The organism is Acidiluteibacter ferrifornacis, from assembly GCF_009909615.1.
Classification (GTDB): domain Bacteria; phylum Bacteroidota; class Bacteroidia; order Flavobacteriales_E; family Vicingaceae; genus Acidiluteibacter; species Acidiluteibacter ferrifornacis.
In genome coordinates, this window is record NZ_WWNE01000005.1 from 484,972 (window position 1) to 508,139 (window position 23,168).

Annotated in this window: 18 protein-coding genes; 12 read left to right on the forward strand and 6 right to left on the reverse strand. The window is 36.0% G+C overall.

The window, feature by feature from the left end:
- Positions 1 to 68: 68 nt before the first annotated feature.
- Positions 69 to 1,043 carry a ribonucleotide-diphosphate reductase subunit beta gene (locus GQN54_RS06470; RefSeq protein ID WP_160632695.1) on the forward strand — a complete coding sequence of 325 codons (975 nt, stop codon included), beginning with the start codon at positions 69 to 71 and terminating at the stop codon, positions 1,041 to 1,043.
- 6 nt (positions 1,044 to 1,049) lie between these two features.
- Positions 1,050 to 2,723 (forward strand): ribonucleoside-diphosphate reductase subunit alpha, encoded by a 1,674-nt coding sequence (locus GQN54_RS06475; RefSeq protein WP_160632696.1) that lies wholly within the window; start codon positions 1,050 to 1,052, stop codon positions 2,721 to 2,723.
- Between the two features lie 506 nt (positions 2,724 to 3,229).
- On the opposite strand, the gene GQN54_RS06480 is transcribed toward GQN54_RS06475, so the two are convergent.
- Positions 3,230 to 3,556 carry a GIY-YIG nuclease family protein gene (locus GQN54_RS06480; RefSeq protein WP_160632697.1) on the reverse strand — a complete coding sequence of 109 codons (327 nt, stop codon included), beginning with the start codon at positions 3,554 to 3,556 and terminating at the stop codon, positions 3,230 to 3,232.
- 634 nt (positions 3,557 to 4,190) lie between these two features.
- Here GQN54_RS06480 and GQN54_RS06485 point away from each other — a divergent pair.
- The 7 genes from GQN54_RS06485 to GQN54_RS06515 all read left to right on the forward strand — a co-directional run bounded on the left by GQN54_RS06485 (position 4,191) and on the right by GQN54_RS06515 (position 11,329).
- A complete protein-coding gene (locus tag GQN54_RS06485) occupies positions 4,191 to 4,742 on the forward strand; it encodes a hypothetical protein (RefSeq protein WP_160632698.1) in 552 nt (183 codons plus the stop codon).
- Between the two features lie 123 nt (positions 4,743 to 4,865).
- Complete coding sequence (locus tag GQN54_RS06490; protein ID WP_160632699.1) at positions 4,866 to 7,256, forward strand: TonB-dependent receptor; 2,391 nt, start codon at positions 4,866 to 4,868, stop codon at positions 7,254 to 7,256.
- A 67-nt stretch (positions 7,257 to 7,323) separates the two neighbouring features.
- Positions 7,324 to 8,196, forward strand: a complete 873-nt coding sequence (locus GQN54_RS06495; protein ID WP_160632700.1) for a heme/hemin ABC transporter substrate-binding protein — start codon at positions 7,324 to 7,326, stop codon at positions 8,194 to 8,196.
- Between the two features lie 7 nt (positions 8,197 to 8,203).
- Positions 8,204 to 9,241, forward strand: a complete 1,038-nt coding sequence (locus GQN54_RS06500) for a FecCD family ABC transporter permease (RefSeq protein WP_160632701.1) — start codon at positions 8,204 to 8,206, stop codon at positions 9,239 to 9,241.
- Position 9,242: 1 nt separating this feature from the next.
- Positions 9,243 to 10,013: a heme ABC transporter ATP-binding protein gene (locus tag GQN54_RS06505; protein WP_160632702.1), complete on the forward strand. Its 771-nt coding sequence runs from the start codon at positions 9,243 to 9,245 to the stop codon at positions 10,011 to 10,013.
- A gap of 131 nt (positions 10,014 to 10,144) precedes the next feature.
- Positions 10,145 to 11,107 (forward strand): YihY/virulence factor BrkB family protein, encoded by a 963-nt coding sequence (locus tag GQN54_RS06510; protein ID WP_160632703.1) that lies wholly within the window; start codon positions 10,145 to 10,147, stop codon positions 11,105 to 11,107.
- 57 nt (positions 11,108 to 11,164) lie between these two features.
- Positions 11,165 to 11,329 carry a hypothetical protein gene (locus GQN54_RS06515; protein ID WP_160632704.1) on the forward strand — a complete coding sequence of 55 codons (165 nt, stop codon included), beginning with the start codon at positions 11,165 to 11,167 and terminating at the stop codon, positions 11,327 to 11,329.
- A gap of 76 nt (positions 11,330 to 11,405) precedes the next feature.
- Here GQN54_RS06515 and GQN54_RS06520 read toward each other — a convergent pair whose 3' ends face one another.
- Positions 11,406 to 12,200, reverse strand: a complete 795-nt coding sequence (locus GQN54_RS06520) for a DUF6503 family protein (RefSeq protein ID WP_160632705.1) — start codon at positions 12,198 to 12,200, stop codon at positions 11,406 to 11,408.
- A 134-nt stretch (positions 12,201 to 12,334) separates the two neighbouring features.
- Here GQN54_RS06520 and GQN54_RS06525 point away from each other — a divergent pair, with 134 nt between their 5' ends.
- Positions 12,335 to 13,600 carry an SPFH domain-containing protein gene (locus GQN54_RS06525; protein WP_160632706.1) on the forward strand — a complete coding sequence of 422 codons (1,266 nt, stop codon included), beginning with the start codon at positions 12,335 to 12,337 and terminating at the stop codon, positions 13,598 to 13,600.
- A 93-nt stretch (positions 13,601 to 13,693) separates the two neighbouring features.
- Here the strand turns inward: GQN54_RS06525 and GQN54_RS06530 are convergent, their stop codons facing one another.
- Positions 13,694 to 15,499, reverse strand: coding sequence for a DUF4097 family beta strand repeat-containing protein (locus GQN54_RS06530; protein WP_160632707.1), 1,806 nt, complete (start codon positions 15,497 to 15,499; stop codon positions 13,694 to 13,696).
- A 36-nt stretch (positions 15,500 to 15,535) separates the two neighbouring features.
- Entirely contained in the window at positions 15,536 to 16,084 is a 549-nt protein-coding gene (locus tag GQN54_RS06535; protein ID WP_160632708.1) for an RNA polymerase sigma factor, read from the reverse strand.
- A gap of 188 nt (positions 16,085 to 16,272) precedes the next feature.
- On the opposite strand from GQN54_RS06535, the gene GQN54_RS06540 reads away from it, so the two are divergent.
- Complete coding sequence (locus GQN54_RS06540; RefSeq protein ID WP_160632709.1) at positions 16,273 to 16,641, forward strand: RNA-binding S4 domain-containing protein; 369 nt, start codon at positions 16,273 to 16,275, stop codon at positions 16,639 to 16,641.
- Between the two features lie 70 nt (positions 16,642 to 16,711).
- Here the strand turns inward: GQN54_RS06540 and GQN54_RS06545 are convergent, their stop codons facing one another.
- Entirely contained in the window at positions 16,712 to 17,980 is a 1,269-nt protein-coding gene (locus GQN54_RS06545; RefSeq protein ID WP_160632710.1) for a tetratricopeptide repeat protein, read from the reverse strand.
- Between the two features lie 30 nt (positions 17,981 to 18,010).
- Positions 18,011 to 20,599, reverse strand: coding sequence for a DNA gyrase subunit A (gene gyrA / locus GQN54_RS06550; RefSeq protein ID WP_160632711.1), 2,589 nt, complete (start codon positions 20,597 to 20,599; stop codon positions 18,011 to 18,013).
- Positions 20,600 to 20,870: 271 nt separating this feature from the next.
- Between gyrA and GQN54_RS06555 the strand changes: the two genes are divergently transcribed.
- The coding region (locus GQN54_RS06555) for an ATP-dependent Clp protease ATP-binding subunit (protein ID WP_160632712.1) at positions 20,871 to 23,168 on the forward strand (2,298 nt) is incomplete at its 3' end.

Sequence of the window (23,168 nt, forward strand, 5' to 3'; positions counted from 1 at the left end):
TTCTGGAGCTCCCTGTTTTCATGTTCGTTGTTTTCTATGCTTTATATTCATTTCTAAACAACTGAGGTATGAGCATTTATGACAAAAGAATTAATTACAAGCCATTTGAATATCCAAAAGTGTCCACATTTACGGATGCCATCAATCAATCTTTTTGGGTGCATTCAGAGGTAGATTTCACGGCAGATGTACAAGATTTTTCCACTCATTTAAATGAGAATGAAAAGCAAGTGGTAAAACGAAGTTTGCTTGCCATTGCACAGATTGAAGTAGCTGTAAAGTCGTTTTGGGGAGATTTATACCATCATTTGCCAAAGCCTGAATTCAATGGTTTAGGAAGTACTTTCGCTGAATGCGAATTCCGCCATTCAGAAGCTTATTCCCGCTTGCTAAATGTATTGGGATACGACAATGAGTTTGAGGCTTTAATCGAAACTCCTGTTATCAAGAAGCGAATTGAATACCTTTCAGAAGCTTTACAACACGTAAAGTCAGACAATAAAAAGAAGTACGTTTTGTCGCTAATCCTCTTCTCTATCCTTATTGAAAACGTTTCCTTGTTCAGTCAGTTTGCCATTGTTTTATCCTTTCCAAGATTTGAAGGTGTAATGAAAAATGTGGGAAATATTATTGCTTGGACTTCTATAGATGAGCAAGTTCATGCCAATGCAGGAATTTACATCGTAGAACAAATAAAAGAAGAATTCCCTGAGTATTTTGACGAGGTGTCACTGACAGCCATCTACTCCATTGTCAATGAATCAATAAAGGTAGAAGCTGAATTATTAGATTGGATTTTTGAAAGTGGTGAAACACAACACTTATCTAAACACGACCTGCTCAATTTTATGAAATTCAGAGCTGATGAAAGTTTGGAAAAACTTGGACTTAAGAAGCAGTTTAATATCACTACCGAAGAGTACAAAACAATGATGTGGTTTGAAGAAGAAATCTTTGCCAATAGTTTGGATGATTTTTTTGCTAAAAGGCCAGTAGATTACACCAAACATGATAAAAGTATTACTGCAAATGATTTATTTTAAAAAGCTATGATTGAGACTATAAAAGAAACTGACAAAAATAGATTGTGGTGGCTTAATGAAGAAAGTCAGCAAATATTAAATAGAGGTTATTTACTAAAAGGAGAAACCGTAAAAACAGCGATTGAGCGTATTGCAAACGCTGCGGCAAAACGGTTATACAAGCCTGAATTGGCTGAAGCCTTCATTGAAATGATTGAAAAGGGATGGATGAGTTTGAGCTCTCCAATATGGGCAAATATGGGAACCGAAAGAGGATTGCCAATTTCTTGTTTCAATGTGCATGTGCCTGATAACATTGAAAGTATCACACACAAATTAGGCGAAGTGATCATGCAGACCAAAATTGGCGGAGGAACCTCTGGCTACTTTGGCGAATTGAGAGAACGTGGAAGCGCTGTAACGGATAATGGAAAAAGTAGTGGTGCAGTTAGCTTTATGAAACTGTTTGATGTAGCGATGGATACCATATCTCAAGGTGGTGTTCGAAGAGGCGCATTTGCTGCATACTTAGACATCGATCATTCCGACATTTTAGAGTTTTTAGAAATCAAAAACATTGGAAATCCAATTCAAAACTTGTTCTATGCCGTTTGTGTGCCAGATTATTGGATGCAAGACATGATTGACGGTGACGCAGATAAACGAAAGATATGGGCCAAAGTATTGGAAAGCAGACAGCAGAAAGGTCTGCCTTACATTTTTTTCTCGGACAATGTAAATCGCAATAAGCCGGAAGTTTACAAAGATCAAAACAGAGTAATTCACGCAAGTAATTTATGTTCTGAAATTGCCCTTCCATCTACTGCCGACGAATCGTTTATTTGCTGTCTATCTTCAATGAATCTAGAACTTTATGACGAGTGGAAAGATACAGAAGCTGTGAAATTGGCCATTTACTTTTTGGATGCTGTATTGCAAGAATTTATTGTTAAAACAGAAGACAATTACTATTTAGCGAGTGCCAATCGTTTTGCAAAAAGACACCGTGCTTTAGGACTTGGCGTAATGGGATGGCATTCTTACCTGCAGAAAAACAGCATTCCTTTTGAAGGCATGGAAGCTAAAAGCTTAACCAATTCTATTTTTAAAGACATTCAAGCAAAAGCCGAAAAAGCAAGCACCCAGTTGGCAGACATCTACGGTGAACCAGAGGTTTTAAAGGACTATGGCAGACGAAACACTACATTAATGGCCATTGCCCCTACTACGTCGTCATCGGCTATTCTAGGGCAAGCATCACCAGGAATTGAGCCGTTCAGCAGCAACTACTACAAGGCTGGATTAGCGAAAGGAAATTTCATGCGCAAGAACAAATACCTGAAACGTTTACTTGCAGAAAAAGACTTGGACAACGAAGACACTTGGAGAAGTATTATGCTTAACCACGGAAGTGTACAACACATAGATGGTTTGACAATCGAAGAAAAAGCAGTATTCAAAACATTCAAAGAAATCAGTCAATTGGAGATCATTCAACAAGCCTCCATTCGACAAAAATACATCGATCAAGCACAAAGTCTAAACTTGAACATTCCATCAAACTTGCCAATTAAGGAAGTAAATCAACTTATGATAGAAGCTTGGAAATTGGGCGTTAAAACATTGTATTACCAACGCAGTCAAAGCGTTTCAAAAGAATTTATCTCCAATTTGGTTTCATGCTCAAGTTGCGAAGCCTAAAGTAATTAGTTAAAACTAAATCTTAATAATAGTGCTCTAGAAACTAAACCTACTCTTTAATAAATCCATCTACCCACTGGGTTTACTTCTCTAGTTTGCTTTGATTATTTTCTTGCGATAACCTTCTCTTCGACTTTCGTCGAAGGAAGGGGGTGAAAATGGAAAGGATTAATATAATGTACATCATACTACTTTTTTGCCCGCTTCGACTCCGCTCAGCCTGACAAAAAATAGAGAAGTCTATATCTGTCATCCAGAATATCGGTAAAAAAATCGTCGAATAGAACCTCTAATCGTTTTGTTACACTGAGCATAGAACATTGTATACTTTATACCAATGGTTTTATCACCCAGAGAAGAGAAGTTTCTATTACTCTCAAAAGGGTTTTGTCACATTAAGCAGAGAAGCTTCTATAACACTCCAATGGTTTTGTCACCCTGAGCGGAGTCGAAGGGTTTAACAAAAAAGGGTTAACTCTTTTATTACCTATTCGAAAGAAACAATTTTATTCATTCCCATGATTCAAATGGCTCGATTCATTCCTACAAATCGAAAGCTCCTTCAAATCCTCCCAGTTATCATTGATGATTGCTTCCTTCTTTTTTCGACTCCAACCTTTCACTCTTTTCTCGAAAGCTATGGCTTTATCAATGTATTTAAATTCATTCATAAAAACCAACTCTACTGGCCGTCTTGCATATGTATAAGATGTCGGATCTATTCCCATATTGTGCTGCTTGAATCGCAATTCAATATCATTTGTTACACCTGTATAATATGAACCGTCAGCGCACTTTAAGATATATACATAAAATCGAAAATCTTTGGACATAGCTTAAAATTAAGGATTTATTATTATTTTCTTGTCTGATTTGGCTATTGTTACAATTATTTGTCTATCCTTCGACTATCGCTCAGGACGACAAATAGAAATACTTTACATCAAAAAAACTAACCTTCTCGAGGTTGAAAAAAAAAAACTAATATTCATTCAATCCCATAAAACTACCAATGGTTTTGTCACAATTAGCGGAGAAGTTTTTATTACACTCTAATGGTTTTGTCACATTAAGCAGAGAAGCTTCTATAACACTCCAATGGTTTTGTCACCCTGAGCGGAGTCGAAGGGTATTCTAAATATTAAAAAAAGGCTTATTTTGTATGAGCTTCGACTCCGCTCAGCCTGACAAAATATAATTAAGAATTTTAAGGCTAATTGTCATTCAAAACGTCGATGCTTCTAACACACTCAAATTGTTCTATCCCATAAAACTACCATTGTTTTTTGTCACACTGTGCACAGAAGTTTCTATTACACTCTAAAGGTTTTGTCACATTGAGTATTTCGGCTATCGCTCAATACAGGCTTTAGTCGAAAGATAAGTCAAAACATAGCCAACAAAACCACCCCATCAAACACTACAGTAAACCATTTTTTTTTACGTTTGTGATTCAAAACTTCATTATTGATCGCATACAGTAGAAATAATAGAAACAGTATCCTGATTGGATTGGTGTTGGCTTTATTGGCACCACTAATTGGTGGTGGGTTCTATTTTGTATACCGAAGAAATGCTGTCCGCCGAGAAGTGAAGCACATGATGAAGACCAAAGCGAGCAAAGACGATTTGGTAGAATTTAACTTCACCCAAGCTGAAATCGAAAATGAATTGAAATGGAAACATTCCAAAGAATTTGAATACAAAGGAATGATGTACGACATCATTGAAGCAAATGAAAATGGAGATTTGACTCAATATTGGTGCTGGAAAGATGAGAAAGAAACGCACCTGAACAAACAACTCATCCATTTGACCAATTATGCCCTTGGACATGATGTGCCGTTTAAAAATCAAAAACAACAGCTAAAGACTTTCGTAAAATCATTGTTTACCGAAAATTGGGATCAATTCCAATGTCAATTGTTTGGTAAAACCAATAATAACTATGCGCCTTATTCAGAAGGAGTAATTACCTCTTTTCTCTCTCCACCTTCACCACCACCTCAATTTATCTAGTTTAATTTCAAGAAAATAAACACAATTCTGCTATTGCTCATTTCATAGCACTGGCGGAGCTATGTTCTAACATTAACTGAATCGACTCCACGATTCACCATTAGAAATTTAAATTAGAAATACATGAAATTATACATCACACTTCTTTTGTCGCTATTCATAACGGCACAAGGATTTAGTCAGCAATTATCAGGAAAGGTAATTGATGCAGAAACGAATGCACCATTAATAGGCGCGACTATCAAAAATAAAAGTGGAATTGCAACCACTGATAATTCAGGAAACTTTAAAATAGACTGCCAATTAAATGGTCCATTAACGGTCTCTTATATTGGATATGCTACTAGTAGTCAAATTATAGCTGACTGTACTCAAGAGTTGGTTGTAAAATTAGCAATGGCAGAGAACAAGCTAGGCGAAGTTGAAATTACGGCTTCTTCTAGTAAGGAAAAGCTGTTGTTGACAGAACCTAGATCCATCGTACAATTAGACACTACTGAACTGCAGCGTGGAAACGGACTATTTTTGTCCGAAGCCATCAATACCAATGTTCCTGGCGTGCAAATGCAGCAGCGTACCATTGCAGGAGGACAATCCTTTAACATTAGAGGTTACGGAAACGGACTCGGTTTTAGAGGAGCCAGTAACAACTTCGATGGTCAGGGTTCTAAAGTGTATTTGAATGGAATTCCATTGACTGACGCAGAAGGAATTACCGTATTGGATGACATTGACTTCGGTTCTATAGATAAAGTGGAAGTTACAAAAGGTCCATCTGGTACACTATACGGTTTAGCCATAGCGGGTGTGGTGAATTTGCAAACTAAAAAAGCAGCCAAAAACACGACCTCTATTGGACAAAATACCATGTTAGGCAGTTATGGATTGTTCAGATCGACAACTCAGGTGGCGATTGGTGGCGAGAATTCATCAGTCTTGATTAACTATGGTATACAAGAGTTTGATGGATTTATGGATCACACGCAGTCGCACAAAGATTTTGTGAATGTAATGGGTGATTTTAAATTAAACGAAAAGCAAAGCATTACGGCTTATTTGGGCTATAGCGATAGCTACGACGAAAGAAATGGCGAATTGACGATCACTCAATATGAGGAAAAGGATTATTCAGGTAATTCGCGATACATCCAAAACGATGCGCATTCTGCAGTAAAATCGTTTAGAGCTGGTATTGGACAAACCTATAAATTCAACGAACACTTTTCAAACACCACCACTTTCTTTGGTTCTACCTTAAAAATGGACAACAGTTCAGCAGGTGGTTGGAACGACAAAGCACCATTAAACTATGGATTAAGATCGACGCTAGATGTCAATTACAAATTGTCAGATAACATTTCCATCAATGGAATCACAGGAATTGAATTGCAAACTTCCACAGCAGTTGCCAACTCTTATGGTATGGTAGCAGATAGCACTAATTTAGAAGGTTACAATGTGGTTGGAGGTATTAGAAGCATTCAATCTGCCACCAACAGTACGGCTGCATACTTTACACAATGGACGCTGCTATTACCAAAAAGTTTCAGCGTAACAGCAGGTTTGGGAATCAGCACAATGAAGGTAGAATTGCAAGATCGATTATGGGGAACTAAAAGCAATACTCCAGGATCAGCAGTACCACAAATCATTAGAAACCGATACGATGATCTGATTTCTCCAACAGTTTCTATAAACAAGAAAATCAATGATAAAGCCTCAGTTTATGTAACTTATTCAGTGGGTTATAAGGCTCCTGTTGGGTCTCAGTTCTACATTCCTTACACTAATGAAGTCAACAAAGGATTGGTGCCTGAAAAAGGAACTCAAATTGAAGTGGGAACAAAAGGGAGCCTCCTAAACAATCATTTGTATTATGAAGTGGCTGTTTTCAATGCTCGCTTTGAAGACAAAATGAGTACTGTGGCGGTTTCTGATCCTGAACAAACCACCACTTTATATTCATACATCACAAACAGTGGATCTTTGAACAACAATGGTTTTGAGGCTTTAATCAAGTATGAGGCGATTAAAGAAGGAGGTGGATTCTTTACTTCTATCGCTCCTTTTGCCAACTTAACGTATTCTGATTTTAAATACGATAACTTCAGTTATCAGAAAATAGGATCGAGCAATGCCGGGTTAGATAGCGCCATTACTGAGAACTATGACGGCAATCAAGTTGCTGGAGTTTCTCCGTTGGTTTACAACTTCGGAATGGATGTAAATACACAAATCGGTTTGTACGGAAATGTAACTTATAATTTCCGCGATGCCATGTATTTCACCTCTGATGAAGCCAATGAAACCGAAAGCTACACCTTGGTGAATGCTAAGTTGGGTTTCAAAAAATCATACGGTAGTTTTGGATTTGATGTTTATGCCGGAGCAAACAACATCACTAGCGAGCAATACTATCAAATGGTTTTTGTGAATCAGTTAAACGACGCATACATCCCTGCGCCTAATGAAATCAACTATTTCGGAGGAGTCAACCTGAATTATAAGTTCTAGTATCTTGAGGAGAGGGTTCTGCCCTCTCCTATTTTAATTCAATACATCCATTAGTAAACATATAACAATGAATCAATTTAAAATTCCAATTGTACTTCTTGTCCTGCTCAGTAGTTGTGGCCGTTTTTCGAATGAAGAAAAAAAGGAAGAACAAACTGACCGAATAGTAAGTGCAGCAAAGCAATACACCGAAATCATGTACGCATTAGGTGTTGGTGATAAACTAGTTGCAGTGGACATTTCAAGTACATACCCACCAGAAGTGAAAGAATTGCCAACGATTGGCTACCACATGCATTTGAGTTTTGAAGGCATTATGGCCACCAAACCTACCTTGTTATTGGAACATGGTGGCAAATTTAGTATTGGTCCTGAAGCTGTCGTAGATCAGCTTAAAAAGCTACAAATCCCTACCAAACAATTCGAAACAAAAGCAGTAGACATTGCATCTACAAAACAACTCATTCGTGAAATGGGGATATTTTTCAATGCTACGGAAAACGTAGACTCCATCTGTAAAAAACTAGACAACGATATGGCAATTGCCCAATTAGAACGAAATAAATATTCTGATACGGTAAAAGTGATTGTTATTCATTACGGGCAAGCCATGAACATTTATATGGCTGTTGGAGCAGATGGAACTGCAGGAAAAATGATTGAATGGGCCGGTGGAATTATTCCACTTCAAAAGCATGGTATGGAGCGAATAACGTCTCCTGAAATTATTGCTAAAGCCAATCCTGATGTCATTCTGTTGACTGATTTTGGTTACGATAAATTGGGCAGTATGGAGCACATTCTCGAACTCCCAGGTATTGGTCTAACCAATGCCGCTAAGAACGGAAAAATCTACCGTATTGAAGAGCACGACTTGATTTATTTCGGACCAAGAACTGGTGAGAACATTCTAAAACTCCAACAACTCATTCATCAATAGTATTACCATGAATTTATCTATAAATCAATTAAATAAAGCAACAATATACAGTACATTAAGTGTTCTATTACTTATCGTGGCTGTTTTGTCTGTAAAATGGGGAGCATTAGAGATCAGCTCAAAAGAGATTTTTCATGCCTTGGCCAATTGGAATAGCTCAGTACAGTTGAGTTTGAATGAGCGCATTTTCCTAGAAATAAGGTTGCCTAGAGCTGTGCTCACCATATTTACTGGAGCTGCATTGGCATTGGGTGGAGTTATGATGCAGGGTCTATTTTTGAATCCCATAGTAGAGCCAGGTTTAATCGGGACTTCTAGCGGAGCAGCTTTTGGAGCGGCCTTGTATTTTACATTAGGTGCTTTTATTCCTACTTTTATAGAAGGATGGAGCTTGCCCATAGCAGCTTGTATTGGTGGAGCTTTCGCAACTTTTTTGGTTTATTTTTTGGCTCAAAACAAATCGAAAAAACACACTTCTACCCTTTCCATATTATTGATTGGAATTGCAGTTAATGCATTATTCTTGAGTGGTGTGGGATTTCTATCCTACATCGCGAGAGATCCACAGGCTCGATCCATCACCTTTTGGAATTTAGGGACATTATCCGGAGCCAATTGGCATTCAGTCATTATCGTAGCAGTATCCACCATTTCTTGTGGTTGGATTGGATTGTATTTTTCCAAACAATTGAATGCACTTTTATTGGGTGAAACCGAAGCGTCCAACTTAGGCGTGAATGTGAAACAGCTAAAAATAAAACTCTTAGTCGTAAATGTAATTCTAATTGCAGTCGCTACTGCATTTACAGGTGTGATCGCTTTTGTGGGATTGGTGGTTCCTCATTTATTGCGCATTCTAAAAGGTTCTGATAATCGATACTTGATTATTGGAAGTGCTCTGATGGGAGCCTTATTGCTCAGTCTAGCCGATTTGTTGGCGCGGTTACTTCTCGCACCCGCAGAATTGCCCATTGGTATTGTCACTACCATTGTTGGAGCACCCATTTTCATCTACTTATTGCGTAAAAACGAATACTTATTTTAACATGATTGCTACTCAAAATCTAACTTATGAAGTCAATGGAAAAGTCTTAATAGAAGATATATCTACGGTGTTTAATGTCAATGAAATCAATTTAATCATTGGTGCAAATGGAGCCGGCAAATCAACATTAATCAATTTGTTGTGTAATCAAATCAATCCAACAAAAGGGAGCGTAATATATGAAGGATTAAAAACTCAGTTACCATCAGAATTGTCAAAAGTTAGGGCAGTTTTGTCCCAACACATTGACATGGCTTTTCCGCTGACAGTTCATGAAATTGTACTTATGGGAAGGTATCCCCATTTCTCTCATCAACCCACAGAAAAGGACCATCAAATTGTCAAAGAAGCAATGGATTTATTTCAAATCAATGCCTTTTCTAATCGAAATTATCAAACTTTAAGTGGAGGCGAAAAACAACGAGTGCATTTTGCAAGAGTCATGGCACAAATATGGCCTGATGGGAAAGAACAAACCAAATATCTATTGTTGGATGAGCCACTCACCTATTTAGACGTGTATTATCAGTTCGATTTCATGAATAAAATAAAAGCAATCATGCAATTGCAACCCATGGTGGTGATTGGTGTGTTACATGATTTGAATTTAGCATCTCAATATGCGAATCAGGTTTTGTTGCTTGAAAATGGGAAAGTCTTTCAATCGGGAGTTCCTGAAAAGGTGTTAACCAAAGAAACCATTTCAAAGGTATTTGATTTAGAACCCACCTTCTTTACTGATAGTAACGGAAAACGGCACCTTAGTTTTTAAAATGAAAAACGTTGAAAATATTCTACAATCTCAATAACAATCCTACAATTTAATTTTAGTTCGATGTTGTTAATCAGTAAAATAACCTTGGGGTAATTCTTGAATATGGTGATGCATCAAAAATAGATGCGATGAATATATTGGACTCTAAATTTAAAATCAAAAACCTTTTCCCATTATTAAAAGAAACTGCAATCAAGTGGAATTCGGACAATCCATTTCGATTAGGCGCCGTGGTGGCCTATTATGCCGTCCTTTCGTTACCTGGATTAATGGTTTTACTAATCAATATGGTGGGATTTATTTGGGGAAAGGAAATAGTGGCAGGTCAATTGACCAACGAAATTGCTTCAGCAATAGGAACTGATGCTGCTACAGCCATACAAAGCATGGTCAGTGAAACACAAGGGGAAAACAAAACACTGATATCGTCGATTATTGGGATTGCCACTTTGATTTTTGGAGCAACTGGGGTATTCTATCAATTACAATTGTCATTAAATGAAATTTTCGAAATTAAAATAGATCCTGATGCGGGAGTTCTAAAAGTAGTAACAGACCGTGCAAGAGGATTCGGATTTATTTTAGTCATTGGTTTCCTGCTATTAACCTCTTTTGTGGTATCCGCTGGAATTAACATCCTCAGTGACTATATAGTTCGATTGTTTCCAGACGTATTTCTGTACCTTGCTTATGCTTTGAATTTGGTGCTTTCATTGTCCATTATCGCCATTTTATTTTCTCTGATATTTAAGTATTTACCAGACATTAGAACTTCATGGAAAACTGTACTTCCTGGAGCAATCATCACTTCTATTTTATTTGTTTTAGGTAAAGAATTATTGGGCTTTTACTTTGGAAAAGCCGATCCTGCATCTGCTTATGGTGCAGCAGGAAGTATAGTTTTAATTCTGTTATGGGTTTCCTACTCTTGCTTAATTCTATTTTTTGGTGCTGAATTTACTTGGGTCTACGCTAAAAAATATAGTCGTCAAGTCGTACCCAATAAGAATGCCATTCAGTACAAAGAAAAAGAAGTCGTTGTTTCTAAGGGTTGTGACATTCCCGATGAAGACTGCGAAGAAGAAAAGTAAAAAGTAGGTAAAAATAAACTGTTTTTTTTAATACCTTGCTTCAAAACAAATACAGATATGAAACGAATGTCGCCTACTCGGTTTTTAGCATTAATCCTATTTACATTTGGGATCACCTATTTAGAATTTGATGATTTAACCTTCACCAATAACATCCGACCATACATCATGTTGTTGATTGGTTTGTTGGTGTTTTTATATTCGTTTAAACGGAGTAAATAGTAATTATTGAAGTATACTAATGTTGTGAGCTTTCAGTTTGCCTTTTATAAAGGCATTATATCTGAACCTGAAAGAATTATTTTTTAATTGACATTATATTCTCAATTTCTATCCTCGACAATTCTTCTAATTCTCCTTTTTCATATTCCTCTGCAAAAAGATACAAATCCATGCCCTTTTCACCTTTATAATTAATGTAGTCTTGAAATAATATTCCATCAATCTTACGCTTATTAATAGCCTTTCGGAAACGTGTTCCCCCATCATTCTCGATAAAGCTGTAAGCTAGATAATCTATTTCATGAGTGTTTTCATTAATCCAATACAGGTATTCATCTTGATAATCTTTTCCTCCATTTTCCTCATCAAAAGTGATAACAACTAATTGGTAGGCAGTATCATTAATTATAGACTGTCCTTTATAATCGGCATTCACTGCTAGATCATTCAGTTTATGGGGTATTTGAACAAAATAAATGACTGAATTTAAAGCATTTTTATAGTTATTCCATTCTTTCTCGGTAATCTCAGCTTTTTTGCCATCGATGGTTAATTCATAATTACCATCTTTTAAAGTATGGTTTAGTTTTTTCCCTTCATCATTAAATTCCTGCATTTCATAAGTATAGCTTGCCCCTTCATTCTTGAAAGAGTAATGCTTCTTTCTAAAGTCAAAGCTGTATTGAGCTTGATTATATTTTGAACCACCATGCGCTTTTATCGCCGCTGCTATTAATTGCTCTGCCTCAGTGATTTCTTTTACAGTCTCCTTTAGGTGTTCTTCTTGAGAAACGTCATCTTTAACAGGTTGATTACATGCTATCAAACTTAAACCTAAACCGAACGCGGTTATTCCATTTCTAATTTTCATTCTAGTTTTTTTGGGAACTCAAAAGTACAATTTATTAACAATCACAATAAAAAATAACCAGCAATATATCTGACATATAGGATTCTTAACTTTTATCTTCTATTTTTGATTTTAAATAATTTTAACATATCCCTATGACTTCTATTGGTATTTTAACCCTGATTGCCGTATTGCTAATATACGTGCTAGACCCACTTGTCGAAAAAAAGTTCAATTACGACATTATCCGAAATGACCGAAAATGGATTCTATTAATAATCGGAGCATTTTCCTTAATATTGATTTTCAACCCATTCTGCCGAACTGAAGCGGGTTACAGAACATTTGTTGAAACGATAAATGGCAATGAAAAAGTGTTTTTTAAGCCTGGATTTCACTTTGCAGGTTTCTTCAGTAAAACGACTGACTACCCTGATGTAATCACGACTGTATTTGCATCAGAAGAAAATAAAAATGTGACTACAACAGAGCCTGCATTCATAATCCGTTTTAATGATGCAACTAAAGCAACAGCCCAAGCTACCATTAGATGGAGTTTACCAGCGGATGAAATTCCTATGATTAAAATACACAGAGCTTACAGAAGCCCTGAACGTTTAGCCAAAACATCCTTAGTACCATACGCTAGAGAATGTCTCAAATTTGCCGCTCAATTGATGGAATCAGAAACGCACTATAGTGGAGGTCGTTCTAAACTAAAGGAAGACTTTAGAGATCAATTACAAAATGGCCAATACGTGTTAGAATATAAAACGGAGTATAAGTTTGACACTCTAACCAATGAAAAGGAGAAAATCACGACTTCTTATATTCGTCGTGGTCAAGATGGTTTGGCCACAAGAATAGAGTCGGATATCCAACAATATGAAATTCGAGTAAATTTTGCTGCTATCGATGAAGTTGATTACGAAGATCAAGTGGATAAAAAGCTGGCTCAAAAAATCGAACAATCAACTTTAGAATCTGTAAGTAAGCAAGCATTAATTACGGCACAGCAAGAAGCGCTAACCGAAAAAGCAAAAGGTGAGCAGATGCTAGCAAAAGTAAAGGCAGAACAAGAAGCAGACAAGCTACAGGCAGTTATTCAGGCGCAAAAAGCAAAGGAAGTAGCTAAAGAAGAAGCTTTACAAGCCAAGTATATTGCGGATAAAATAGCAGAAGAAGGTCGTGCACAAGCTGAGGCCAACAGGGCATTGGTTTCCGCCGGACTTACTCCTGTGCAACGTATGACCATGGAAATTGAAATAGCAGACAAAGTGAGTTCTAACATGGCTAAAATCCAATTTCCTGAAATTATGATTTTTGGAGGTGATGGAAAAAACTCTCCAACAAACCCATTTGATGCCGTAGGACTAGATGCCTACAGAAAAATCGTCAAAGAGATTGGTCGTTCTAAATAGTTGATCTGTGAATCACAACAGAATAAAAAAATACCCGAAATCTAGCTGTAGTCTAGATTCCGGGTATTCAAATCACACCAAGAAAAGTCGATTTTATTTGATATTTAAATTTCCTTGAAACAGGTTCACAGTAACTGTTGATGCTACACCATTCGCTCTGGTACTTTCATTCCCAATAAAATGATTTAGACTACTGTTACTGCCATTTTGAACAATAAATTCACTAACTACATTGGGTACATTTATGGAAGAATAGTTAGAGGAGGCAATAAGATTGTAACCAGATTTAGGATGAAACTGAATATTTATATTCGAATATTTTCCTTCAATCTCCACTTCACTAAAAGCTTCCCCTACTTCACCAATAGAAACATCTCCTTTGAACGTTGTCAGCTCAATATTATTCGTGATTTCTTTAATCGATAAAGGAGAATACTTAAAGGCACCTTCCAAACCACTAATTGTATTCAAATTGATTGTACTTTTAAAAGCGTTAGTTACCTTCACCTCTCCTCCATTATTCGCATTTAGACTTGAGTAGCTCAAAGCTAATTTTGCATTTCCGATATCCTTCATTGAAAAGGATGATTTAAAACCATTCATTTCTAGCGATTCTACATTCCCCGCTATAGAAAAACTACCATACTTTACTGAACCATGAAGCTTAGAAATAGTATTAGAAAAATTAAAACTACTTTTGAATCCCACGATGTCCAATTCTTCTAGTTTTCCCAAACTAACAGAAGAATAATTAGACTTTAATTTTAACTTTTGGGCTGATTTGCCTGAGAGCGAAGATTTAAATAAGGTTACCTCTCCTCCCTTTCCAAAATCTTTGAGGGCTGCGTTTCCATATTTCATCGAAATATTGATTTCATCCGTGATGTTTCCAACATTCAGATCGCCTTTAAACAAAACTGCAGTTAAACTTCCAAAAACATCTTCCATATTAATATTGGCATATGTATTTTTTAAGTCATAACTCATATCTTTTGGAGCCTTAATTTGATAGCTTATATTAAACTGTTTAAATTCAATATCATCTCCCGAATCTGTTTTGGCCTTATTTCGTTTTTTTGAATTAGTACAATTACAGTTTTGAATATCATCCCAATTCGTCTTCACTTCAATTTGATCACTTTTAGATTCTAATTCAAATGTAAAGTCGGCTAATGCTTTCTTTTCATCATCCTCATTATCGGTTTCAATCGTAAAAATGGCGGTTACTTCTATGTTTGGCTCATTCCAAGTAGAAATATCTATCTCTCCGTTATTGTTATGTAATAGGAACAGATTTATCCCATTAGCTGAAATACTTTTGGTCATCGTTTTCGATTCACCTTTAATATTGAAAATTCGATTTACTATTGAGTCATCTTCCTCCATTTCAAAAAGATCAAATCCTTCAAAACCATCCATTTCAGCATCCATTTCTCCTATTTCTAAATTTCCTAAAGAAGCTACAGGCTTTTTTATAGAAGGAATTGGTGACACATTGGGCAATTGTACCTTAATGGGAACTGCATAGTTATTAGAGGATACTGAATTGATTGGCGTATCTATGACATCAATCGTTTTTGCTTGTGCGACCTCTTCTTCGATCAGTCGCTTTGGCTTAAAATAATTGCTATAGGTATCCAATGGAGAAACCAATTCAATTTTTACGGGCTCGTAGTTGTATTTTATTTCTTTTGCTTCATTTGAAATGGTCATCATTACGATGGCGCTTATTATACTAATTGTTGCTGTCATGATCAAAAAGTTATTGAAATTCCACCATTTCATCGTTTTTGGTGGAATCACATGAGTGGATACCATCAATCGCACATCGGCCATACTTACCGAAACAGGCAGCCTTTTTGCTGACTCAAAATAATGTGCAACTGTTTTATTTTTCATTCTTTACATTATTTAGAAATGCCTAAACCATTTCTGTTATAAAAAAATCGACATAATTATGGAAGATCGACTGTCAATCGACTCACCTTTAAGCTGATCAGACTTAAAGTAATTCGCTAATGCTACTCTTCCCCTTTTCAATCGCTGCTTAACAGCTGACTCTGAACTTTTTTGAATTTCGCATACTTCCCGAATTGAAAAACCACTTATCTCAAAGAGAATTAATGCCTCCTTTTGATTTATTGGTAAAGTGTTTAAGGCCTCATACAACACCTGGATATCTAAACGAGTCTCTGCATCCAAGGATTCATCTTTGATTAAATTGGCGCTTTTCTCATTATATGTACCTCCAAACTTCAACCTCCTATTCTTTTTATTTAACAGATTAGTTGCAATTGAAAATAAATAACTTAAAAATGCCTTTTCCTCCTTTAATTGATGAAATTGTTCCAAAGCACACAAAATGGACTCTGATATCAAATCTTCTGCTTCCATTAGGCCATATGCTCGAGCATGGCAAAATCTAGCAAAAGCTTCATGAACTGGTTCATAAAGTCTTAAAAATGTGGTTTGGTATTTTTCCATTTTTTACTCTTCGTAAGAGTGGCTTTCATTAAGTAGGTACCCTAAACTCATAAAAAGTGACATTGCGGAGAAAGTTTTTTTTTAATTCAAACGGATACAATAACTTAGTGTTAACTTTTGAATTTTAATCTGAAATATAGTCAATATATTAATCATATATTCCATTTCTGTTTTCTTAGTTTTGCCCTATGCGAATAGATAAATACATTTGGTGTGTTCGACTTTGTAAAACACGATCAATAGCGTCAAAGCTAGTTTCAGATGAAAAGGTGAAACTAAATGAAGAATTTGTAAAGTCTTCCAAAGTGGTAAAAATTGGCGATGTAATTTCGATCAAAGAAATTCCTATCTGGAGAAGCTTTAAGGTTCAAGACATTCCAAAAAGTAGAGTTGGCGCGCCACTGGTTAAAGATTTAATAGTTGAAACTACCTCCGAACATGACTTAACATTATTAGAAGAAGTAAAAGAAACCAACCGACAAAACCTTCAGTTTGGAATTAAAGGTCGTCCTACGAAGAAAAATAGACGAAACCTTGATGGATTTAAATTTAATTAGAGCTATCGTAAAAGCATAAAAAAAGGCTATCTCATTTGAGATAGCCTTAAAGAAATTTGACAATAACTGATTACTTACCAGTTAATTTTGCTTTCATTATTTTATAATTCTCATTATCACCTTCGTTGATGTATACCTTCATCAATGAATCCATTGTTGCTCTGTCAGAAGGGTCAATTTCATGTGCTTTCTTTAAAGGTCCTTTAGCTTTTGCAAAATATTCTTGAGCTTTTGCCGTAGCTTCTTTGATTTTAGTGGTTTCTTTATAATTTAACTCATTCGCTTTATTGTTATAAACTGCTGCTTGGTTAAAATACATCGCTCCTAAATTGTAGGCGGCATCAAAATAGTCAGGTTTCAATTCTAAAGCCTTCTTGTAATCTGCTTCAGCTTTTTCAAAGTTTTCCATTTTATCATGAATTGTACCTCTCGCAAAAACTAATAAGGAATTTTCAGGATCTTTAGAAATTGCTAAATCTAGGTTTTTTAAAGCTTCGACACTTTTTCCTGTTTGTAGATAGTAATCTAACTCTTCAATAATTAAAGCTTTATCTTCTGGGTATGCTTTTCTTCCTTCTTGAATGGTAGATACTGCACTAGTGGTATCCCCCATTTTTCTATATAATGCAGCTTTGTAACCATATACTTTTGCTCCTTCGTGATTCAATTCAATCAACTTTGAATAATATTTTAAAGCTTTATCGTATTGTTGACTATTTTCAGCAGCTAAAGCAGAATTGTAAATCGCTAAAGTGTCAATTCTATTATTCAACTCTGTTAAATAAATTGACGTTTCAAAGTTCTCTAAAGCTCCTTTTGGATCTTTGTTTTGAAATGCCTCTACTCCTTTATTTATATATGCATTGGCCATTACAGGAATCTTATATCCCATAACATCTCTATGCCAATCGCTATCTTCGTATTTAGTTTGTTTGTTACTAATTACATTTTTCAACATAGCTCGTCCTGCTTCTGTATTCAAATCTGCATTCTTAATGCTTTCATTGTCTTCCACATTGTACTTTAGCATTTTTGTATAAAACTCCATTGATTTATCCAAAGCATTTGGAATAGAAGCTCTACACTCTTCAGGAGCAGCTGTTAAGGCATTGAAATAAAGGTTTCCACCATAATAATAGGTTTTAGCCCATGTATTAGTTGATGACTCATTTGCTGCAGACTCAATCGCAGTTATCCCCTTTTTCAACTCACTACAATCTTTATCACGTTGAAATGATTTATTGTAATTGAATGCAGAAATCACTTTAGATTTCTGAGCGAAGGCGGTCGAACCTCCAATTAAAGCAATTCCTAAAAGGGCAATTGTCTTCGTTTTCATAATTTCTATCTTAAATTGTTTTTCGTAAAATTAATTTTCCTCTGTGGAATTATCAACATCCTTGCCACTTTCATTTTCCTCGGTATCCGTATTGGCCTCTGAGTCCTCATTCACGATTAAGTTTCCATCTTCATCATAAATTTCTTCTACTTCTTCTTCCACATCCACTTTAGCAACTGCAGCAATTGAATCAGTTGATTTAAGGTTAATTAACCTTACACCTTGAGTTGCTCTCCCCATTACCCTTAGATCAGCAACTGCTATTCTAATCATAATTCCTGAACGATTAATTATCATTAAATCATTCTCATCGGTTACTAGTTTGATAGCGATAAGATTTCCAGTCTTTTCTGTAATACTTAGCGTCTTTACACCTTTTCCTCCACGGTTAGTAATTCTATAATTTTCTACACCGTCTTCTGGGTCATTCAAAAATGATCGTTTACCATAACCTTTTTCAGAAACAACTAAAACTGTTTGCTCCATAGGTTTATCAACAGTTACCATACCGATCACTTCATCATCGTCATTCGCTAGAGTTACCCCTCGAACTCCTGAAGCATTTCTTCCCATTGGACGCACCTTACTCTCGTTAAATCGTATCGCTCTACCTGATTTCAATGCCATCATTATTTCGTCGTTACCAGAAGTAAGCTTAGCTTCCAATAAGATATCGTTTTCACGAATGGTTATAGCGTTAATTCCGTTAGTTCTAGGTCTAGAATAAGCTTCTAAAGTGGTTTTCTTAATCACACCCTGTTTTGTACACATTACAATATAATTGTTGTTGATGTACTCTGTGTCAGTCAAGTCTTTTACATTGATGTAACCTTTCACATTATCGTCAGGCTCAATGCTGATTAAGTTTTGAATTGCACGTCCTTTTGATGTTTTACTTCCTTCAGGAATTTCAAAAACACGCATCCAAAAACACTTCCCTTTTTCAGTAAATATTAATAAATAGTTGTGTGTTGTAGCAGTAAATAGATGTTCTAAGAAATCTGCATCTCTAGTTGCACTAGCCCTACTTCCTTTACCACCTCTATTTTGTCGCTTGTATTCGGAAAGCTGTGTCCTTTTAATGTATCCTAGATGAGAAATTGTAACTACCACATCTTCATCAGGAATCATATCTTCTATGGTAAAGTCTTCAGCAGAATACTCAATGATACTTCTACGCTCATCTCCATACTTATCTCGAATTTCTTCCAATTCTTCTTTAATGATACTCATTCTAAGCGCCTCATCACCAAGAACACTCTCTAAGTATGCAATCAGCTTCATTAACTCAGCATACTCCTCTTTTAACTTATCTCTTTCAAGTCCGGTTAACTTTTGAAGTCTTAAATCAAGAATAGCTCTCGCTTGTATTTCAGAAAGCGAGAAACGAGCCATCAATTCTTCCCTAGCAATTTCAGGAGTTTGGGACCCTCTAATTAAAGCAATAACTTCATCTAAATTATCAATCGCAATGATTAATCCTTCGATAACGTGTGCTTTTTCTTGCGCTTTTCTCAGGTCATATTCAGTTCTTCTTACTATTACCTCATGTCTAAAAGATACGAACTCTCGGATCATATCTTTTAAGTTTAACACTTCAGGCCTACCTCCAACTAAAGCAATGTTATTTACACTAAATGAAGTCTGTAGGGCGGTATACTTATACAAATTATTTAAGACAACATTCGTAATAGCGTCTCGCTTTAAATCGTAAACAATTCGCATTCCATCTCTATCAGATTCATCATTGATATCTGAAATACCTTCAATTTTCTTATCATTAACTAAATCTGCTGTTCTTTTAATTAAATCAGCTTTATTAACCTGATAAGGAATTTCCGTTACAATAATTTTTTCCTTCCCGTTGCTGTCTATTTCTATCTCAGCTTTAGCACGCATTACAATACGACCTTTTCCAGTCTCGAATGCATCTTTCACTCCTTCGTATCCGTAAATAATACCACCAGTTGGAAAATCTGGCGCTTTTACGTGTTGCATTAATTCAGATACTTCGATGTCATTGTTATCGATATAAGCAATTGTGCCATTAATTACCTCCGTTAAATTATGAGGAGCCATATTGGTTGCCATACCTACAGCAATTCCCGAAGCTCCATTAACTAAAAGATTCGGGATTCTAGTAGGCAAAACCGTTGGTTCCTCTAAGGAGTCATCAAAATTTAAACGAAAATCAACTGTTTCTTTATCGATATCAGCCAACATCTCTTCTGAGATTTTTCTTAACCTAGCTTCTGTATATCGCATTGCGGCCGGACTATCTCCATCTACGGACCCAAAGTTACCCTGACCATCTACTAACATATACCTTAACGACCATGGTTGTGCCATACGCACCATTGTATCGTATACAGCAGTATCACCATGCGGGTGATACTTACCTAACACCTCTCCAACAATTCTAGCTGACTTTTTATAGGCTCTATTAGAAAGTAGTCCTAAATCTTGCATCGCATAAAGTATACGTCTGTGAACAGGTTTCATACCATCCCTTACATCTGGCAACGCTCTACTTACAATAACTGACATCGAATAATCGATGTAGGCGGACTTCATTTCCTCTTCAATATTTATCTGAATTATTTTTTCTCCTTCTGCCATTTTTACAGTCTGATTTTTACAATAAATTTATACGTTTAAACAACGTTCGAAGATAAGCATTTAAGCAGGTTTGAGTAGGTTTTTGTAGGTCTACTTACTAACAAAATTCTGTTGATAAAAACGATTTGGAGCGGCTTTTGTAGATAAGCATCAAATTAATTTTGATATATTAAGATAAATCTTAAATTTCGTCAAGAAAGAAACATTTTGTTATCTTAAAACGTCTTAGTTTTAAAGCACCGTTTTAGATAACTATATATCCCTAATGATTATGGAATCAAATTTTTCACAAAGAGTAAAAGATGTCATCACATACAGCCGAGAAGAAGCACTAAGGTTAGGACATGATTACATTGGTATTGAGCATCTAATGTTGGGAATGATTCGTGAAAATGAAGGTGTGGGAGTTCAATTGCTTAAAGCTCTTGGAACCGACCTATCACTTTTGAGAAAACGAATTGAAAACTCGACTAAGGTAGGAAGCAATAGCCCATTCCAACTTTCAAACATACCTCTAGTTAAGCAAGCTGAACGTGTTTTAAAAATTACCTATTTAGAAGCTAAATTGTTCAATCAATCCATGATTGGAACAGAGCATCTTTTACTTTCTATTTTAAAAGACAATAATAACATAGCGACACAAGCATTGGAAGAACAAAACGTAAATTATGACAACATAAAGGAAGAGTTGGAAGCCACGCTATCCAATCGTCCTAGAACAACAGATGAAATTCCTGGAAGTACAAATGATGATGAAAGTAGCAGCTTTATGGGTGGTGACTCATCTGGAAGCGATTCAGGTTCATCTAGAAAACCAACAGATAGTAAATCTAAAACTCCAGTTTTAGACAACTTTGGTCGTGACTTGACTGCGATGGCAGAGGAAGACAAGTTGGATCCAATTGTAGGTCGAGAAAAGGAGATTGAGCGAGTGTCTCAAATCTTAAGTAGAAGAAAAAAGAATAACCCTATATTAATAGGTGAGCCTGGTGTAGGTAAATCTGCAATTGCAGAAGGGTTAGCTTTAAGAATTGTACAAAAGAAAGTTTCTAGAGTGCTTTTTAATAAACGAATTGTTACTTTAGATTTAGCCTCATTAGTTGCTGGCACAAAATATAGAGGACAATTTGAAGAGCGAATGAAAGCCGTAATGAATGAATTGGAAAAGTCTCCCAACATCATTCTATTCATCGATGAAATACACACCATTATTGGTGCCGGTGGAGCTTCAGGATCATTAGATGCCTCTAACATGTTTAAGCCCGCATTAGCAAGGGGTGAAATTCAATGCATTGGTGCAACTACATTAGATGAGTTCCGTCAGCATATCGAGAAAGATGGTGCATTAGAAAGACGATTTCAAAAAATAATAGTGGAGCCAACTACTCCCGATGAAACCGTTCAAATTTTGAACAATATTAAAGAGCGTTATGAAGATCACCACAATGTTATTTACACCAAAGAAGCAATTGAGGCATGTGTCCAATTGACAAATAGATACATGAGTGATAGACATTTACCTGACAAGGCAATCGATGCTCTAGATGAAGCTGGTTCTAGAGTGCACATCACTAACATTAGGGTACCACAAAACATTATAGATATTGAAAAGCAAATTGAAGAAGTAAAGGAGAAAAAAAATCAAGTTGTTAAGAAACAGAAATACGAGGAAGCAGCTCAATTACGGGATTCTGAGCGTCAACTATCGGAAGCTTTAGAGGCAGCAAAAATAGCGTGGGAAGAAGAAACGAAGGCCAATCGTGAAACTGTAACTGAAGAAAATGTTGCAGAAGTAGTTTCTATGATGACGGGAATTCCTGTTCAGCGGGTTGCTCAGAAAGAAGGAAAGAAATTAGTGCAAATGATGGACGAAATACAAGACAAAGTAATCGGCCAAAATGACGCAGTGATTAAGGTGGTAAAAGCCATTCAAAGAAACCGTGCAGGTTTAAAAGATCCAAACAAACCCATTGGTTCATTTATTTTCTTAGGTCCTACTGGAGTTGGAAAAACGCAATTGGCTAAAGTATTGGCACGTCATTTATTCGATAATGATGATGCTTTAATCCGAATTGACATGAGTGAGTACATGGAGAAATTTGCCGTTTCAAGATTGATTGGAGCACCTCCTGGATATATCGGTTATGAAGAAGGTGGACAGCTGACTGAAAAAGTAAGACGTCACCCCTATTCAGTAATTCTTTTAGATGAAATTGAGAAAGCTCACCCAGACGTTTTTAACCTATTGCTTCAAATACTAGATGATGGTCAGATTACTGATTCATTAGGAAGGAAAGTGAGTTTTAAGAACACCATCATTATCATGACTTCTAATATTGGGGCAAGACAATTAAAAGATTTTGGTCAAGGAGTTGGATTTAAAACAAGTGCTAAAGCTTCAGGCGCAATGGATCATAGTAAAAGTGTTATCCAAAGTGCTTTAAAGAAAACCTTTGCACCTGAGTTCCTAAATAGAATTGATGATATTATGATCTTTAATTCATTGCTACAAGAGGATATTCACAAGATTATTGATTTAGAATTAGAAAGTCTATACAAGAGAACCAGA

What these genes read in the sequence shown, in the direction of transcription:
- GQN54_RS06495 (WP_160632700.1), top strand. Translation starts at nt 7,324, where the DNA reads ATGAATCAATTTAAAATTCCAATTGTACTTCTTGTCCTGCTCAGTAGT.
- GQN54_RS06475 (WP_160632696.1), top strand. Translation starts at nt 1,050, where the DNA reads ATGATTGAGACTATAAAAGAAACTGACAAAAATAGATTGTGGTGGCTT.
- GQN54_RS06500 (WP_160632701.1), top strand. Translation starts at nt 8,204, where the DNA reads ATGAATTTATCTATAAATCAATTAAATAAAGCAACAATATACAGTACA.
- GQN54_RS06515 (WP_160632704.1), top strand. Translation starts at nt 11,165, where the DNA reads ATGAAACGAATGTCGCCTACTCGGTTTTTAGCATTAATCCTATTTACA.
- GQN54_RS06535 (WP_160632708.1), bottom strand. Translation starts at nt 16,084, where the DNA reads ATGGAAAAATACCAAACCACATTTTTAAGACTTTATGAACCAGTTCAT.
- GQN54_RS06530 (WP_160632707.1), bottom strand. Translation starts at nt 15,499, where the DNA reads ATGAAAAATAAAACAGTTGCACATTATTTTGAGTCAGCAAAAAGGCTG.
- GQN54_RS06480 (WP_160632697.1), bottom strand. Translation starts at nt 3,556, where the DNA reads ATGTCCAAAGATTTTCGATTTTATGTATATATCTTAAAGTGCGCTGAC.
- GQN54_RS06510 (WP_160632703.1), top strand. Translation starts at nt 10,145, where the DNA reads ATGAATATATTGGACTCTAAATTTAAAATCAAAAACCTTTTCCCATTA.
- GQN54_RS06545 (WP_160632710.1), bottom strand. Translation starts at nt 17,980, where the DNA reads ATGAAAACGAAGACAATTGCCCTTTTAGGAATTGCTTTAATTGGAGGT.
- GQN54_RS06520 (WP_160632705.1), bottom strand. Translation starts at nt 12,200, where the DNA reads ATGAAAATTAGAAATGGAATAACCGCGTTCGGTTTAGGTTTAAGTTTG.
- GQN54_RS06505 (WP_160632702.1), top strand. Translation starts at nt 9,243, where the DNA reads ATGATTGCTACTCAAAATCTAACTTATGAAGTCAATGGAAAAGTCTTA.
- GQN54_RS06525 (WP_160632706.1), top strand. Translation starts at nt 12,335, where the DNA reads ATGACTTCTATTGGTATTTTAACCCTGATTGCCGTATTGCTAATATAC.
- GQN54_RS06490 (WP_160632699.1), top strand. Translation starts at nt 4,866, where the DNA reads ATGAAATTATACATCACACTTCTTTTGTCGCTATTCATAACGGCACAA.
- GQN54_RS06470 (WP_160632695.1), top strand. Translation starts at nt 69, where the DNA reads ATGAGCATTTATGACAAAAGAATTAATTACAAGCCATTTGAATATCCA.
- gyrA (WP_160632711.1), bottom strand. Translation starts at nt 20,599, where the DNA reads ATGGCAGAAGGAGAAAAAATAATTCAGATAAATATTGAAGAGGAAATG.
- GQN54_RS06540 (WP_160632709.1), top strand. Translation starts at nt 16,273, where the DNA reads ATGCGAATAGATAAATACATTTGGTGTGTTCGACTTTGTAAAACACGA.